13 protein-coding genes are annotated in these 14,820 nt (G+C 71.7%); 4 read left to right on the forward strand and 9 right to left on the reverse strand.

Going from position 1 to position 14,820, the window contains the following annotated elements:
• Positions 1-163: 163 nt before the first annotated feature.
• From EDF64_RS00635 to EDF64_RS00670, 8 genes are all read right to left on the reverse strand, one after another.
• Positions 164-958 carry a polyprenol monophosphomannose synthase gene (locus EDF64_RS00635; protein ID WP_208108793.1) on the reverse strand — a complete coding sequence of 265 codons (795 nt, stop codon included), beginning with the start codon at positions 956-958 and terminating at the stop codon, positions 164-166.
• Between the two features lie 45 nt (positions 959-1,003).
• Positions 1,004-1,651, reverse strand: a complete 648-nt coding sequence (locus EDF64_RS00640) for a class F sortase (RefSeq protein ID WP_166645546.1) — start codon at positions 1,649-1,651, stop codon at positions 1,004-1,006.
• A 47-nt stretch (positions 1,652-1,698) separates the two neighbouring features.
• Complete coding sequence (locus EDF64_RS00645) at positions 1,699-2,856, reverse strand: glycosyl hydrolase family 8 (protein WP_133518182.1); 1,158 nt, start codon at positions 2,854-2,856, stop codon at positions 1,699-1,701.
• Between the two features lie 110 nt (positions 2,857-2,966).
• Complete coding sequence (locus EDF64_RS00650; protein ID WP_133518183.1) at positions 2,967-3,818, reverse strand: DUF4397 domain-containing protein; 852 nt, start codon at positions 3,816-3,818, stop codon at positions 2,967-2,969.
• Between the two features lie 272 nt (positions 3,819-4,090).
• Entirely contained in the window at positions 4,091-6,076 is a 1,986-nt protein-coding gene (locus EDF64_RS00655) for an ArnT family glycosyltransferase (RefSeq protein WP_133518184.1), read from the reverse strand.
• Positions 6,073-7,518: a glycosyltransferase gene (locus EDF64_RS00660; RefSeq protein WP_133518185.1), complete on the reverse strand. Its 1,446-nt coding sequence runs from the start codon at positions 7,516-7,518 to the stop codon at positions 6,073-6,075. The genes EDF64_RS00655 and EDF64_RS00660 overlap by 4 nt, the downstream gene beginning before the upstream one ends.
• Entirely contained in the window at positions 7,515-7,994 is a 480-nt protein-coding gene (locus tag EDF64_RS00665) for a GtrA family protein (protein WP_243736187.1), read from the reverse strand. The genes EDF64_RS00660 and EDF64_RS00665 overlap by 4 nt, the downstream gene beginning before the upstream one ends.
• A 269-nt stretch (positions 7,995-8,263) precedes the next feature.
• Positions 8,264-9,268: an aldo/keto reductase family protein gene (locus EDF64_RS00670; protein WP_133518187.1), complete on the reverse strand. Its 1,005-nt coding sequence runs from the start codon at positions 9,266-9,268 to the stop codon at positions 8,264-8,266.
• 567 nt (positions 9,269-9,835) lie between these two features.
• Between EDF64_RS00670 and EDF64_RS00675 the strand changes: the two genes are divergently transcribed.
• From EDF64_RS00675 to EDF64_RS00690, 4 genes are all read left to right on the forward strand, one after another.
• The gene (locus EDF64_RS00675) at positions 9,836-10,678 is read left to right on the forward strand and encodes a hypothetical protein (RefSeq protein ID WP_133518188.1); all 843 of its coding nucleotides are present in this window, start codon (positions 9,836-9,838) and stop codon (positions 10,676-10,678) included.
• Positions 10,679-10,803: 125 nt separating this feature from the next.
• Positions 10,804-11,364 carry a YceI family protein gene (locus EDF64_RS00680; RefSeq protein ID WP_133518189.1) on the forward strand — a complete coding sequence of 187 codons (561 nt, stop codon included), beginning with the start codon at positions 10,804-10,806 and terminating at the stop codon, positions 11,362-11,364.
• Positions 11,365-12,066: 702 nt separating this feature from the next.
• Positions 12,067-12,633: a TIGR03086 family metal-binding protein gene (locus EDF64_RS00685; protein WP_133518190.1), complete on the forward strand. Its 567-nt coding sequence runs from the start codon at positions 12,067-12,069 to the stop codon at positions 12,631-12,633.
• 134 nt (positions 12,634-12,767) lie between these two features.
• Positions 12,768-13,694: an aldo/keto reductase gene (locus tag EDF64_RS00690; RefSeq protein ID WP_243736218.1), complete on the forward strand. Its 927-nt coding sequence runs from the start codon at positions 12,768-12,770 to the stop codon at positions 13,692-13,694.
• 117 nt (positions 13,695-13,811) lie between these two features.
• Here EDF64_RS00690 and EDF64_RS00695 read toward each other — a convergent pair whose 3' ends face one another.
• Entirely contained in the window at positions 13,812-14,762 is a 951-nt protein-coding gene (locus EDF64_RS00695) for an oxygenase MpaB family protein (protein ID WP_133518192.1), read from the reverse strand.
• Positions 14,763-14,820: the final 58 nt, after the last annotated feature.

A 14,820-nucleotide genomic window follows, 5' to 3' on the forward strand; every position in this document is an offset into this window, starting at 1 on the left:
GGGCGACAGCCGCCAGCAGACGAGATCTGTCGCTCTGGCGGTGTGGTCGTCCGACACGCGGTGTGGCCGTCAGACTGGCGGTGTGGTCGTCCGACAGACGGTGTGACCGGACTGGAGGCGCGTGGCGGTCCCGCCACGCGCCTCCACTCCGGTGACGGCCCCGTCAGGCCGCGTGGTCGGACACCGCGTGTGCGTTCGCACGCACGGACGGCAGCCGACGGTGGTCCTTCACGACCGAGCGCGCTTCGCGCAGGCGTCGGTCGATGCCCCACTTCGTCACGAGGGCGAGGCTCTCGCGCACGATGTTCCCGCTCATCTTCGAGACGCCGAACTCGCGCTCGGTGAAGGTGATCGGGGTCTCGACGACGCGCAGGCCGGCCTCGAGGGCGCGCCAGCAGAGGTCCACCTGGAAGCAGTAGCCCTTCGAGGCGACGCCGGCGAGGTCGATGCGCTCGAACGCCCGCGACGTGAACACCCGGAAGCCGCCGGTGGCGTCCCGCACGGCGATGCCGAGGGCCAGCCGCGTGTAGAGGTTGCCGCCGCGCGAGAGCAGCTCGCGGTACCAGGGCCAGTTCTCCACCTCGCCGCCCTTGATCCAGCGGGACCCGAGGACGAGGTCGTTCGTGTCGGCGAGCTCGAGCATCCACGGCAGGTACTCCGGGTGGTGCGAGCCGTCCGCGTCCATCTCGACGAGCTTGTCGTAGCCGTGTTCCAGGCCCCACGCGAACCCGGCGAGGTACGCGCCGCCCAGACCGTCCTTGACGGTGCGGTGCATGACGTGGACCCGGTCGGTCTCACGGGCGATGGCGTCGGCGATGTCACCGGTGCCGTCCGGCGAGTTGTCGTCCACGACGAGCACGTGGACGGTGCCGTCGGTGGCGGCGAGGGTCCGCTCGACGATCGGGCGGACGTTCTCCGCCTCGTCGTAGGTCGGGATGATGACCAGGGTCGTGCTCATGGTGCTCCTTGCGCTTGACATCGAAGATATCGGTCGTCGGCTGCGTCACTCCGATGAGAGGTCTGCGAACACGATCAGATTGTCCGTGTAGTGCCCGGTGGCGGTGTCGAACGTGCCGTCGCAGGTGATCAGCCGCAGTTGCGGTGTGGGTGCGGTGCCGTAGACGTCGCTCGTGGGGAACGCCGCCTTCGCCGCCCGCTCCGACCGGTCCACCGTGAACGTGCGGGTGGTGCCGTCGGACATCGCGACGTGGATCTCGTCGCCGGGGACGAGTTCGTCGAGCCGGAAGAACACGGCCGCTGCAGTGGGGCTGTCGACGTGCCCGGCGATGACCGCGGGGCCGACCTGGCCGGGGACGATGCCGTCGCTGAACCAGCCTGCGTTGTCCCAGCCCTTCGGCGGGTCGAGTTCACCCGCGGCTCCGCGGTGGAGGTCCTCCAGCGAGGACGAGACCCCGATCGCCGGGATCGTCACGCGGGTCGGCGTCGCGTCCGAGGTCGGCGCCGGTGCCGCCGGGTCCTGGAACCCCGCGATGTCCCGGTCGTCGGCGGCCGAGCCCGCACCCGCACCGGAGCCACCGGACGCGCTGGCCGAACTGCTCGGGGCCGGCCGTGCGGCCCCGTTCGACGCCGCGACGGCGACCGCGCTGATCGCGCCCCCGGCGACGAGCACCGCGGCCCCCGCCGCGATCACGACCCAGCGTCGGCGGAGTCTCGCTCCAGGCCCGGCCGACCCGCCGGTCACGACGCGCCTCCCGCCGCCGTCGCGCACCCGCCCAGCACGTCCGACGTCAGCATGGTCGCGCCGAGCGCCGCCCACGCGTCGCCGTAGTACGTCGGGGTCGTGGCCGCGGTGCGGTCCGCGCGCTCCAGGTCCTTCGTCGCCGCTCCGGTCGAACCGGCCGCCTGCTCCGCGGCCGCACGTGCCGTGTAGGCCAGGGCGCTGCGGTCCCCCGTCACGGCGGTCCCACCGAGGTCGAGCTGCGCCGCGAGCTGCGTCGTCCGACGGAGGGTGGGAGCGATCGACGCCGCGAGCGACCGGTCGGCGGCACTGCACGCCTCGGCGTAGCGGAGCGGCATCCGCATCGCGTCGTAGCCGTACAGCACGCGGGTGTCGCTGCCCGTGGCGGGCATCGGGTCGACGCTGCCGTCGGCGTGCACCTGCGACCAGTCGCTCGGCAGGTCGGTCTCGTCGAGGACCGCCGCGGTCACCGCACTGGAGCCCCGCTCGAGCTCCGTCCACCGCTCGTCGCCGGTGGCCTTCGCGAGCACGCGGTAGGCAGCGGGCGACGCGTACGACGCGTCGTAGCGGTACGGCTCGGAGTCCGCCCACGGCCCGGGCAGCAGGATCCGCCCGAGGTCCGTCGTCGCGGTCTCGTGGTCGAGCACCGCCGCGGCCATCGTCTTCCCGGCCGTCGTGTACCGGTCGACGTCCCAGGCCGACCCCGCGAGGACCAGTGCTCGCGCGGCGTCGAGGTCGGCGTCGCTGGCGGACTGCTCGTCGGCGACCCCGCCGTCCGTCGTCCAGCGCCACGCGAGGAGCAAGTCGTCCGTGAGCAGGTGCCGCTTCGTCCACGACCAGATCTCGCCGAAGCGCTCCCGGTCGCCGGCGGCGTACGCGATGAGGAGCCCGTAGGCCTGCCCCTCGCTGACGGTGTCGCCGCCCTGGTCGGTCCGGACGACCCGGCCGTCGCGCACGTAACGGTCGAGGAAGTCGGTGCGCAGCTGCGCGGCGGAACGCGTCCCGTCCGGCGGGGTGGTCGACGTGGGCGTCGCGGCGCCACCGGCATCCGGGGCGGAGGACGTCCACGGGTGCACGGCCGCGACGGCGATGCCGCCGGCGACCAGGACCGCGGCGAGCGCCGCGGCGGTGATGGGGATCCAGTTCCTGCGGGTCATGCTGGCCTGCTTTCCGCTGGTGTGGGGGGTCTGACTGGAGGCGCGGACCACGTGCGCCGACCGGCTGCGGTGATCCGCGCCTCCAGTCGGGATCACGACGGACGCGCGGATCAGGAGAAGAGCGCGCGGATCGACCGGATGGCCGCGTGGAGCGCGTCCGTGTCGGCGCGGTCGGCGGCGGTGCCGCCGCCTCCGGTCTGGACGCCGCCCGTCGGCGTCGCGGCCGTCGCCGCCGCGTCGGTGACGGGCACGATCGTCAGGTCGCCCTTGCTGTCGTCGAGGACGAACAGCGTCGAGACGGTGTTGCCGGCGAGGTCGACGTCCGCCGAGCCCGTCTGGCCGCCGCCGGAGATGTCGAGATCCCACTTGCCGGCGTCGACCGTGGCGTACTGCGTCGCCGTGCCGAACGCCGCGTCCGAGGCGATCGCCGTGCCGTCCGACGTCGACACGTCGACCTTCTTCGCGGTGGTCGCGGCCTGCACGAGTCGGAGCTTCGACTTGCCGTCTCCCGGCTGCTCGAGGTCGTCGGTGTACGCCGCCGTCTTGAGGGCCGTGTTCTTGCCGTACGCGACGACGGTGCTCGCGTCGCCGCCCCGCACCGTGACGTCGGTGGAGACCACCGGGGTCAAGTCCGGGGCGTCCGAGGCGCGCATCGACAGCACGTAGGTGCCGGCCGCGAGCTCGGTGTACTTGCTCACCTGGCCGTACGTGACGTCGTCGAGCTCGAAGACCTTCTTGCCGCCGGACAGGCTCGACAGCTCGACGTCGACGCTCTTCGTGTCCGGGGAGAGGTGCCCGACGCGGAGCCAGCCGTCGTCGGTCGCGGCGCTCGCGGACTGCGGTGCTGCGAGGCCGACGGTCGCGGCGACGAGGGCTGCGGCGAGTGCGCCGACGGCGGCGGTGCGGCGGCGGGAGGTGCGGCTGGAGGTGCGGCTGCGGGAGGTGCGTGCTGATGCGGTCATGGTGCTGCTCCTTCGGGTCGGATCGTGCTGGTCGTTCCGGTCGTCCCGGTCGTTCCGGTCGTTCCGGGTCCCGGCGCTGGGCCGGGTTCCCTCCGCGAGCGGGCGATGTGGCGCGGTGCTGCTGGGGGCCACCGCGGCGTTCCGCCCGCTCGCGGACGGCGCGGCGTTCCGCCCGCTCGCGGACGGCGCGGCGTTCTGCCCGTTCGCGGACGGCGCGGCGTTCCGCCCGCTCGCGGACGGCGCGGTGTTCCGCCCGCTCGGGGACGGCGCGGTCACGAGCGCACCGCGGTGGTCGTCGGGTCGGTCGTCGGGAACACGACCGTCAGGGTGGTGCCGTCGCGCTCGACCGACGCGGGGCGGAACGCGCTGGACACGGCGTCGAGGGTGGCCTCGGTGCGCGTCGCGGCCTCGGCGCTCGACGCGTGCAGGACGACGCGCCGGAACGTCTGACCGTCCTCGCCGGTGAGCGGGGTGAACCGGTCGACGCGGACCGAGCGGTCGGCGAGGACCTGGCCGAGCGCGATCATCGCCCGGGAGTCCACCTGGCCGGCACGGAACTGCGACCGGGTCCCCGCGTCGGCCTCGAGCGCGGGGTTGTCGGCGAGCTGCGTGCCGAGCGTCTTCCGCTCGTCCGCGGCCCGGTCGATCGCCCGCTGCGCGGCGGCCTGCCCCTCGGAGTTGATCTGCCGGACGTCGACCTGCTGGTCGCCAGTGCCGAAGGAGGCGACGGTCGTGGAGTTCTCGATCGCCTGACGGACGTCGGACGAGGAGTTCCCGCCGGTGCGCATCGAGTCGGTCGTCACGACGTAGTCGGAGTCCTTCCACCCGTTCGGCGACTGGCGTTCGACGGCTCCGTCGGTGTCGAGCTTGTAGTACCAGACGACGTTGTCGCGGGCGAAGCCGTCGTTCACGAGGTCGACCCACATGGCGTCGTCGACGAGCATCCGGGAGCGCTTGTCGACGTTGTCGCCGATCCAGTTCTCGGCCTGCGCCATCGGCCGGTCGAGGTCGGTCACCAGGAACCCCCGGAGCTGCGAGCCCCAGAGCGGCACGGCGACCACCAGCGCGGCGGCGGTGACGAGTGCCCACGCCCCGCCGAGCACTCGGCGCGAGGCCCCGCGCACGCGGTTCCGGGCACGGAACGCGGTCCTGCCGGTCACGGCGAGCACGGCCCGCTCGGCGACGAACGCCACCAGGAGGGCGCCGAGCGGCACGAGCATGATCACGTACGGCACGGGCAGGTACCCGTTCGGACGGAACATGAACACGAGCAGGAAGACGAGCATCGCGGCGAGCGGCCGGACCCGGCGCAGGAACAGCCCCACGACGGCCGCGGCGGAGCCGAGCACGATGAAGACGGGGTCGAGCGCCCACCACTGGGCGGCGGCCTCGTTCGCCAGGCTGCCCCCGGTGAAGAGCGAACCGCTCGCCTGCCGGCTGCCGAGCTGGTACGTGACGCCCTCGAGGAGGCTGACCTTCCCGGGGCTCGGCAGCAGCTCGCCCTTGACCGCGGCGAGCAGGAGGTACCCGCCACCGATCACGGCGAGGACGGCCCCGGCGACGCTCAGCGTGTACCGGCGGGTGCTCGGGTCGGCGCGGCGGACGGCCATCCAGACGATGAACGGCAGTGCGAGCAGGTAGGTCTCCTTGCTGAGCACGGCGATCCCCAGGCAGGCTGCGGCGCCGACGAACCCGGCGAGCTGCTGCCGACGGTTGAGGACCAGGACGAACGCGGCGAGGAGCCACGGCGTTGCGACGTTGTCGATGTACACCGTGCGGTGGTACTGCAGCGCGAGCGGCGACAGCCCGAACACCAGCACGGCGACGGCGCTCGCGGGACGGGACATCCCGAGCCGGCGACCGAGCACGAACACCAGGACGGCGGAGACCGCGGCGAAGAACACCATGGCCTCACGGGCGGCCTCGACGGCGAACGGGTAGCGCGCGAACGCCCCGGTCAGCGAGGTGTAGCCGGCGATCTGGATCCAGCCGAGCGGCGGGTGGTCGTACCAGTACGTGTAGTGGGTGAGTTCGCCGAGGTGCGTGATGGCCCACGCCTGCGCGGTGTACGTGCCCTCGTCGTCGATGCGCTGCGGGGTGCCGCCCGTGTTCCAGGCCTGGGCGAGCGCCGCGATCGCGACGACGGGCAGGACCCACGCCAGGCTCCTGGCGTGCACCCGGAACCACGCGCGGACACCAGTGGCGGGACGGATGCCCCGGATCGGGATGCCGGTGGTGTTCGTGATGCCGGCGGTCATCGGGTGCCCCCGACCAGCACCGCGCCGACGACCTCGGACTGCTGCCCCGCGGTGCGGTGCTGCCCCGTGTGCTCCGTCTTCTCCCAGCCGTTCTGCTTCCGTGCGTGCCGGACCACGGCCCGGACGGCCGCCGCGGCGAGGAACACCTGGTACGGCACCAGCCCGAGGACGAGCTTCACGTAGTCACGGATGCGGACCTTCTCCTGGTAGAGGCGTCCGAACTCCCCGAGCCCGGCGATCTCCACCGCGAGCAGCATGAGCGTCGGCGCGAGCGGGATGAACGAGACGAGGGCGATGGCGGTCGGCACCTTGACGAACAGGATCATCACCACGCTGAGCGGGATGAGCAGTCCGGTGGCCGCCTGGATGAACGGCATGGTCAGCAGGTACCGGGCGAAGAAGCGCTGCTTCAGTGACGGGAGCTGCTTCCACTCGCCCTTCTCGAGCACCTGCAGGAAGCCCTGGTTCCACCGCGTGCGCTGCTTGAGCAGGGACGCGAACGTGGGCGGGGTCTCCTCGCGGGTGACGGCCTCGGGGCTGTACGCGACGACGACCTTGGCACCGTCGGCGGACAGCCGGACCCCGAGCTCGCAGTCCTCGGCGAGGCAGTGCGCGTCCCAACCGTTCGACCAGTCGAGGCGCTCCTTCGTCACGAAGACGGTGTTGCCGCCGAGCGGGATGAACTTCGACTCGGCGTGGAAGTGCAGGCGGGAGCGGAACCAGAAGTAGTACTCGAGGACGTTCCGCAGCGACCACCAGCTCGACTTGAAGTTCATCAGCTGCACGCCGCCCTGGACGACGTCGGCGCCGGTCTCCTGGAAACGCGAGTCCACCAGCGACAGCAGCCGGGGGTAGACCTCGTCCTCGGCGTCGAACACCCCGACGACGTCGCCGGTCGCGTACTGCAGCGCGAGGTTCATCGCCTTCGGCTTGTTCTTCGGCAGGGTGTCGTCGACCACGACCCGGATCAGGCCGGGGTGCCGGGCGGCGGCTTCGCGCACGACGCGGTCCGTGCCGGGATCGTCCTCGCCGACGATCGCGATGATCTCGAAGTCGGGGTGGTCCTGCGTCGCGAGCATGTCGAGCGTCTGCCCCATCACGTCCTCCTCGTGCCGGCCGGGCACCAGGAGCGTGAACCGGTGCGCCGCGGGACGCGGGGTGTCGCTGAAGCTCGTCGCCTTGAGCGCATCGCGCGACCGCCAGGCGTGCAGCATCCACCAGAGGGTGGACAGCGCGACCAACGTGAGGAGCACGGAGATCGCGATGAGGGTCGAGTAGCCGACCCACTCACCCAGCGACCAGGCGGTCTGCGGGCCCTGCCCCGTGCCTCCCGTCGGAACGTCGGTGGTACCCCGGTTCGGCACGTTCCCCGACGTGCCGGACTGGTTCCCCGGCTGCAGCAGGGGGCCTGCGGCGACCGTCAGCGTGGTCAAGATGGTCATTCGGCGAGCTCCTTCGTGCGACGAGCGTCGGTGGAACGGAAGACGAGGGCCTTGTACGCGGCGAACCGGAACGCGGTGCCGAGCACGAGACCCACGCCGTTGCCGGCGACGTTGTCGGCGAGGGTGGAGGTGAACCCGAGGACGTAGTGCGAGACGAAGAGGCACGCGGCGGCGATGCCCAGCCCGATCAGGTTGGTGAGCGCGAAGAGCACCCCTTCGCGGACGGTCTCCCGACGGCCGGTCTGCCGTTCGGCGCGGAACGTGATGAACCGGTTGCCGATCCACGCGACGGTGGTCGAGACGACGGCGGAGACGATCTTCGCGGCGATGGGCCCGTCGGGCATCACGGTCGCGCGGAGGAGGTTGTAGACGGCGAGGTCGATGACGAAGCAGACGGCACCGATCGTGCCGAAGGTCGCGAGCTGGCGCGCGAGGGCCAGCAGCCGTGGGAACGCACCGGGGCGCACGGATGGCACCGAGCCGGTGGTTGACACCACAACGGGGGTATCGGTCGAGGTCATGCCCCCGATTCGGGGGGCCTCGCGGGGTGGTTTGGGAGGGGTACGCACATACCCAGGGGGCTGCCAGATGCGCGACACGCGCTGTTCATCTTGCGGCCCGATGGCGTCGCTTTGCGGACTGCACACGACAGGATCGGCCCACGTCGTGTAGTGGGCCGGGCCCGGAACGGACGGGAGGCGCGGTGCCAGCCGGCACCGCGCCTCCTGTCAGGGGTGGGTTGCGTCTACGCGGGGCGCGACGCCGGGCTGACGGTCTTCGACGCGTCGCGCTCCGGGATGTCGCCGAGCGCCTGGTCGATCGCCTGCATGGCGTCGGCGTCGAGGGTGACCCCCGCGGCCTTGACGTTGTCGGTGACCTGCTCCGGACGCGAGGCGCCGACGATCGCACTCGCGACGTTCTCGTTCTGCAGGGTCCACGCGATCGCGAGCTGCGCGAGCGTGAGACCGGCCTGGTCGGCGACGGGCTGCAGACGCTGGACGGCTTCGAGGACCTCGTCGCGCATGAACCGCTTGATCATGTCCGCACCGCCCTTCTCGTCCGTGGCACGCGAGCCCTCGGGCAGGGGCTGACCGGGCTTGTACTTGCCGGTGAGGACGCCCTGCGCGATCGGCGACCAGACGATCTGGCTCAGTCCGAGCTGCTTCGAGGCCGGCACGACCTCGCCCTCGATGACGCGCCACAGCATCGAGTACTGCGGCTGGTTCGAGATGAGCTGGAAGCCGAGCTCCTTCGCGAGCGCGGCACCCGCACGGATCTGCTCGGCGTTCCACTCGCTGACGCCGATGTAGAGCGCCTTGCCCTGGCGGACCACGTCGGCGAAGGCCTGCATAGTCTCCTCGAGCGGGGTCTCGTGGTCGTAGCGGTGCGCCTGGTAGAGGTCGACGTAGTCGGTCTGCAGGCGGGTCAGCGACCCGTTGATCGACTCCGTGATGTGCTTGCGGGAGAGGCCGACGTCGTTGTGCTGCTTGGGGCCGGTCGGCCAGTACACCTTCGTGAAGACCTCGAGCCCGGCGCGTCGCTCCCCCTTGAGCGCCTCGCCGAGGACCTTCTCCGCCGCCGTGTTGGCGTACGTGTCCGCGGTGTCGAACGTGGTGATGCCGGCGTCGAGCGCTGCCCGCACGCACTGGGTGGCGACGTCGTTCTCGACCTGCGAGCCGTGCGTCAGCCAGTTGCCGTAGGTGATCTCGGAGATCTTGAGTCCGGAGTTGCCCAGGTACCTGAATTCCATGGTCCTGACGCTATCGGGCTTCCGGCCGCCGTGAGGGGCCGTGCGAGTACCTGTGGAGAACGTGGGGTGCGCGGGGGGGGCGGCGGGCCGGGCGGCGGGGAGCGGTCGGCCGGCGGGGTTGGTCGGGCGGCGGGGTTGGTCGGGCGGGGGTTGGTCGGGCGGGGGCTGGTCGGGCGCGCGGGCCCCGCGAGCGGGCGAAATGCCAGCGCCCACCTGCCCGACCCACGAGCGGGCGAAATGCCAGCGTCAGCAGCTCCGCTCACCCTGGCATCTCGCCCACTCGCGGACGCACCGCGCGCGGCGCCGCCGCCCCGTGCGCGAGCGGGCGGAACGCCCGACTCCGTCCGCGCCCGCACCCTGGTGATCCGCCCGCTCGACGGGGGCCAGTCCTCCTCCACAGGCGCGTTGCGAGCGCGACCGTCCACACTGGAGGCACGACTCACCCCGCACCCGTCGGCTCGGCTCGACCATGTGGAGATGACCGCCAGAAGTCGTCTCCCGTTGGCCCTGCGGGACTGTTCCTTCCGGGTACGGAACGCCCTGCACCGGGGAGTGTCCCGGGGGCGCTTGGACGCCAAGGACCTGTTCCGCCCGTTCCACGGCATCCGTTCCGCGACGATGCCGAACACCGTCGAGGAACGCGCACGGGCGCTGGCTCCTCGACTGCGCCCCGACCAGGTGTTCAGCCACGTCACGGCGGCGGCGATCCTCGGCGTGCCGCTCCCCCGTCGCGTCGAGCGCGATGCACGCCTGCACGTCACGACGATCGGCGTCGACCAGGCGCTGCGGGTTCGCGGCGCCGTGGGGCACCGTGCGAGGTACGGCACGGTGCGGATGACCATGTCGCGTGGTGTCCCGATCAGCAACCCTGCCGACACCTTCGTCGCACTCGGCAGGCTGTTGACGCTCGACGAGCTGATCATCGCCGGCGACGCACTGGTCGGGACGCTCGGCTGGGCCATGCTCGATGAGCTCTTTGCAGCCGTTCGTCGACGCCGAGGCATCCGGGGCATCGTCAAGCTCCGGCTCGCCCTCGAGGAGATCCGTACCGGTTCCCGCTCTCCCGGCGAGACCCGGACGCGATTGGCCCTCCTGCGCCGGGGTCTCCCGGAGCCCCGGTTGAACCACGACGTCGTCGTCGACGGCCGGTGGGTCGCGTGCGTCGACCTCGCCTACCCGGCCGCGCGGGTGGCGATCGAGTACGAGAGCGACCTCCACCGGACCGACCCCGCCACGTTCAAGAAGGACCTGACCCGAGGCGAGCACCTGAAGGACGTCGGTTGGTGGCTCGTCCGGGCGACCGCTGACGATGTCGGTCGGGACGTCGAGCGCTTCGTCCGGCGCGTTCGTCGACTCCTCGAGACGGGGATCAGCGGGAGTCACGACACGCGCTTTGCGACACTTCAGTGAACAATGGTTGACGCTTCAACCAAAAGGGTGCACACTGGCGTAGCATCAACTTCGATGCGGGCGCATGGATCGGGGCTCCGGTTCGTCCGCGTCGCACTCAGACTCTCGTTCGGAAGAAGGACACCATGACGCTCACCTCCGCAACCGTTCCCGGCTACCAGACCGGCACCTGGAAGATCGACCCGACCCACTCCGAGGTCACCTTCTCGGTCCGCCACCTCGCGATCAGCAAGGTCAAGGGCAAGTTCGAGACCTTCGACGCGACCGTCGTCACGGCCGAGAACCCGCTCGAGTCGACCGTCGAGGCCAGCATCGACGTCGCGTCGATCAACACCGGCCAGGAGCAGCGCGACCAGCACCTCAAGACCAGCGACTTCTTCCTCACCGAGGAGCACCCGCAGCTCACCTTCCGCTCCACGAGCATCGAGGCCAAGGGCGACGACCTGCACATCGCCGGCGACCTCACCCTCCGCGGTGTCACCAAGCCGGTCGTCCTCAAGGCCGAGCTCGGCGGCTTCACGACCGACGGCTACGGCCAGGTCAAGTTCGGCGCCGAGGCGACGACCAAGATCGACCGCACCGAGTTCGGCGTGAACTGGAACGCTGCGCTCGAGGCCGGCGGCTTCACGCTCGGCAACGACGTCACGATCAACCTCGACGTCCAGTTCGTCCTCCAGGCGGCCTGAGTCCCGACGGATTCGTCGCCCTGCTGAGGGCACCGAACAGCACGACCCGAAACAGCAGGCGAACGCCCCGGCTCCTCCCCCACGGAGCCGGGGCGTTCGTCGTCCCCGCCCTGTCTCGCACCTGCCCGCCCCGCCGGCTGGCCGCCCTCGGCCGAGCGGGCGAAATGCCAGGGTCGATAACGATCGTGACGGGTGGCTTCAGCCCGCTCGCCCGGCTCGGGGGCACAGAAGGCTGGCGGCGCCGGACGGGACGAAGCGCGGCGCGCTCGGGGTGCTCGAGCGGGCTCGAGCGGGCTCGAGCGGGCTCGAGGACGAGCGGGCGAAAGACCGGGGTCACCTCGGCGTCCCGCCCCGGCATTTCTCCCGCTCGCGCGCGGCGGGCCGTCAGGAGACGGGAGGGCACCGGCGAGCGGGCGCAGCTGCGGGGTTGCACGCTCCGCTCACGCGGGTGTTTCGCCCGCTCGCGGGTGGGGGCGGGCGTAGCGTTGCACCGCACGCACCACGCCCGGACACGCACCACCCCCGGGCAAGCACGCGGCACCGCGGCGCGCGCGGGAATCCGCCCGGGGCCGCGCGGGTTGCAGGCGAGCACGAGCCACAAGCCACACCCCCACACGCCACACCCACCCGCGACACCCGCCACACCCACCCGCCGCACCCGACGCACACGCACACGAAGACCCGACGAAGAGGAGCACCACCATGGCCACCGACTGGATCGCGTTGCAGGCCCTCGCGGCAGCCGAGTTCGGCCGCCGCGTCGCCGCAGTGACGGACTGGGACGCCTCGACGCCCGACTCCGAGTGGACGACCCGCGACCTCGTCCGGCACGTCGTGGCCGAGCAGCGCTGGATCCCGAAGCTCCTCACCGGCTGCGACTACGCCCAGGCCGAGGCCGACCTCGAGGAGGTCGGCGACGACCTCCTGGCCGAGTGGGCGAAGTTCGCCACTGCGGCGACAGAGGCGTGGAGGAATTCGCCCGCTGACACACCCGTGCACCTCGCCACGGACGTCGTCCCCGCCGCGCAGTACCTCACCGAGCAAACCAGCGACATCACGATCCACACGTGGGACCTCGCACGGGCGACAGGAGCGGACGAGCAGCTGCCGGACGAGCTCGTCGAGGCCGTGTGGGAGCACTTCCAGCCACAGATCGAGCACCTCGCGGCCACCGGGCTCTACGCCGCTCCGGTGGACGTCGACGAGGACGCCCCGCTCCAGGTCCGTCTGCTCGCCGTCACAGGCCGCGATGCCAGGGTGAAGGCATGACCGCAGCAGACGCAGCAGCAACGGACGCCACGGCCGCAGCAGCACCAGACGCACCCGCCACAGGCGCACCGGCGACCGCACCCACCACGCGACTCGGCACCACCGGCCTCGAGATCAGCCGCGTCATCCTCGGCATGATGTCCTACGGCGACCCCGACCGCGGCGCCCACGCGTGGAGCGTCGGCATCGACGAGGCCCGCCCCTTCGTCCGCCGGGCCTTCGACGCCGGCATCACCACGTTCGACACCGCCAACGTGTACTCCGCCGGCAGCAGCGAGGAGATCACCGGCACCCTCCTCAAGGAGCTCGCCCCGCGCGAGGAGGTCCAGGTCTTCACGAAGGTCTTCAACCGGATGCGCCCGGGCCGGAACGGCGCCGGGCTGTCCCGCGCGGCGATCATGCACGAGATCGACGCTTCGCTGACCCGCCTCGGCACGGACTACGTCGACCTGTACCAGATCCACCGCTTCGACCTGAACACCCCGGTCGAGGAGACGATGGAGGCCCTGCACGACGTCGTGAAGTCCGGCAAGGCCCGCTACATCGGCGCGAGCAGCATGTGGGCGTGGCAGTTCGCCGAGATGCAGCACGTCGCCGAGCTGCACGGCTGGACGAAGTTCGTCGCGATGCAGGACCAGTACAACCTCCTCGAACGCGAGGAAGAGCGCGAGATGCACCCGTTCTGCGCCCACACCGGCGTCGGCGTGATCCCGTGGAGCCCCCTCGCCCGCGGCAAGCTGACCCGCCCGTGGGATGCGAGCGGGTCCGGTTCGCGCGCGGACACCGACGAGTTCGGCAAGACCCTCTACCGCCAGGACGAGGACGCGAACCGTGCGATCGTCGACGCGGTGCAGCAGGTCGCCGAGGCCCACGACGCGAGCATGGCCCAGGTCGCCCTGGCCTGGGTGATGCAGCAGGACGCGGTGTCCGCACCGATCGTCGGCGCGACGAAGGAGCACCACATCGACGACGCGGTGGCCGCGGCGTCGCTCACGCTCACCGACGACGAGGTCGCGCGACTCGAGTCCGCGTACACACCCCGGGTGCCGTCCGGTTTCTGACGTGACCGGCTGACGGCCTGGAGGCGCGGTGCCAGCTGGCCCACCTCCCTCGCAGGCTCGGTCGGCGCGCCCCGCGTGACGCTGGCGCGTCACCGCTGCGCGGAGCGCGCCAGGCCGTCAGACGGTTGCGTCCACTTCGCCGGACGCGCGTCGCTCGTCGTCCGCACGTCGGAGTCGCGCGATGCGCGTGAGCGCTGCGCGCTCCGTCCCGGGCTGGTGGCCGAGCACCGCGCCGATGCCGTCGAGCACGACCCCCGCCGTCTTCCGCACCGGGAACTCGACCGGACCGAGGCCGGGGGTCCGCAGACCGAGCATCGACCGGTGCGCCGGGTCGAGGGAGGCGACCGCGCCGTCGAACAGTGCGCGGTACCCGGGCCGGAGCAGCCGCGCGACGGGTGGGTCCTTGATGAACCGGACGACGTCCTTCGTGCGGGCGGTCACCGCGAGTTCGCCCCGGTCGAGGTAGCCGTTCATCTGCGCGCGGAGGTCCGCGTCGGTCTCCGGTGCGTCCTCGACGCCCATCAGCCGGCCGGCGATCGCCCACTCGCGGACGTACACGTCCGGGCCGCCGGGGATCGGGTCACCCCAGAGCTGGGCGCTGCGGAGGAACGCGTCGGTGAAGGCGAGGTGCACCCAGCGCGCCAGGTCGGGGTCGTTCGCGGCGTACGGTCGGGAGACGCCGTGCCCGTCGACGTACTCGCCGCGGACCCGTTCGTGGAGTTTCCGGACCCAGTTGCTGGCGTTCGTGGCGGCTGCGGTGTCGCCGTGGGACACCGTGTAGATCCAGCGGATCGTGCCGGCGAGGCGTCCGAACGGGTCCTCGCGGTAGCGGGAGTGGTCGGCGACGCCCGCGAGCGCCCCCGGGTGCAGCGCCTGGACGAGCAGCGCGCGGACCCCGGCGAGGATCGTCTGCTTGCCGCCGTGCACCGACCAGGTCGCGGAACCGGGGCCGAAGAACCCGGCGTCGGTGCCCTGCTCGAGCTCGTCGATCCAGGCCGGCCGTTCCGTGGCACCGCCCGTGAACGTGTCGTTGAGACGGGAGCGGAAGGCGTCGGAGACGGAGGGCATGGCGCCATCGTCCGTCCCGCCCCTGACAGTGCGCCGGGGGTGCGCTTCCCAGGCGCTG

The organism is Curtobacterium flaccumfaciens, assembly GCF_004361695.1.
GTDB lineage: Bacteria > Actinomycetota > Actinomycetes > Actinomycetales > Microbacteriaceae > Curtobacterium > Curtobacterium flaccumfaciens_B.

Bases quoted from the DNA above. Each gene is read 5' to 3' on its own strand.
- EDF64_RS00635 (WP_208108793.1), bottom strand. From the start codon at position 958: ATGAGCACGACCCTGGTCATCATCCCGACCTACGACGAGGCGGAGAAC.
- EDF64_RS00645 (WP_133518182.1), bottom strand. From the start codon at position 2,856: ATGACCCGCAGGAACTGGATCCCCATCACCGCCGCGGCGCTCGCCGCG.
- EDF64_RS00650 (WP_133518183.1), bottom strand. From the start codon at position 3,818: ATGACCGCATCAGCACGCACCTCCCGCAGCCGCACCTCCAGCCGCACC.
- EDF64_RS00655 (WP_133518184.1), bottom strand. From the start codon at position 6,076: ATGACCGCCGGCATCACGAACACCACCGGCATCCCGATCCGGGGCATC.
- EDF64_RS00660 (WP_133518185.1), bottom strand. From the start codon at position 7,518: ATGACCATCTTGACCACGCTGACGGTCGCCGCAGGCCCCCTGCTGCAG.
- EDF64_RS00670 (WP_133518187.1), bottom strand. From the start codon at position 9,268: ATGGAATTCAGGTACCTGGGCAACTCCGGACTCAAGATCTCCGAGATC.
- EDF64_RS00680 (WP_133518189.1), top strand. From the start codon at position 10,804: ATGACGCTCACCTCCGCAACCGTTCCCGGCTACCAGACCGGCACCTGG.
- EDF64_RS00685 (WP_133518190.1), top strand. From the start codon at position 12,067: ATGGCCACCGACTGGATCGCGTTGCAGGCCCTCGCGGCAGCCGAGTTC.
- EDF64_RS00690 (WP_243736218.1), top strand. From the start codon at position 12,768: ATGATGTCCTACGGCGACCCCGACCGCGGCGCCCACGCGTGGAGCGTC.
- EDF64_RS00695 (WP_133518192.1), bottom strand. From the start codon at position 14,762: ATGCCCTCCGTCTCCGACGCCTTCCGCTCCCGTCTCAACGACACGTTC.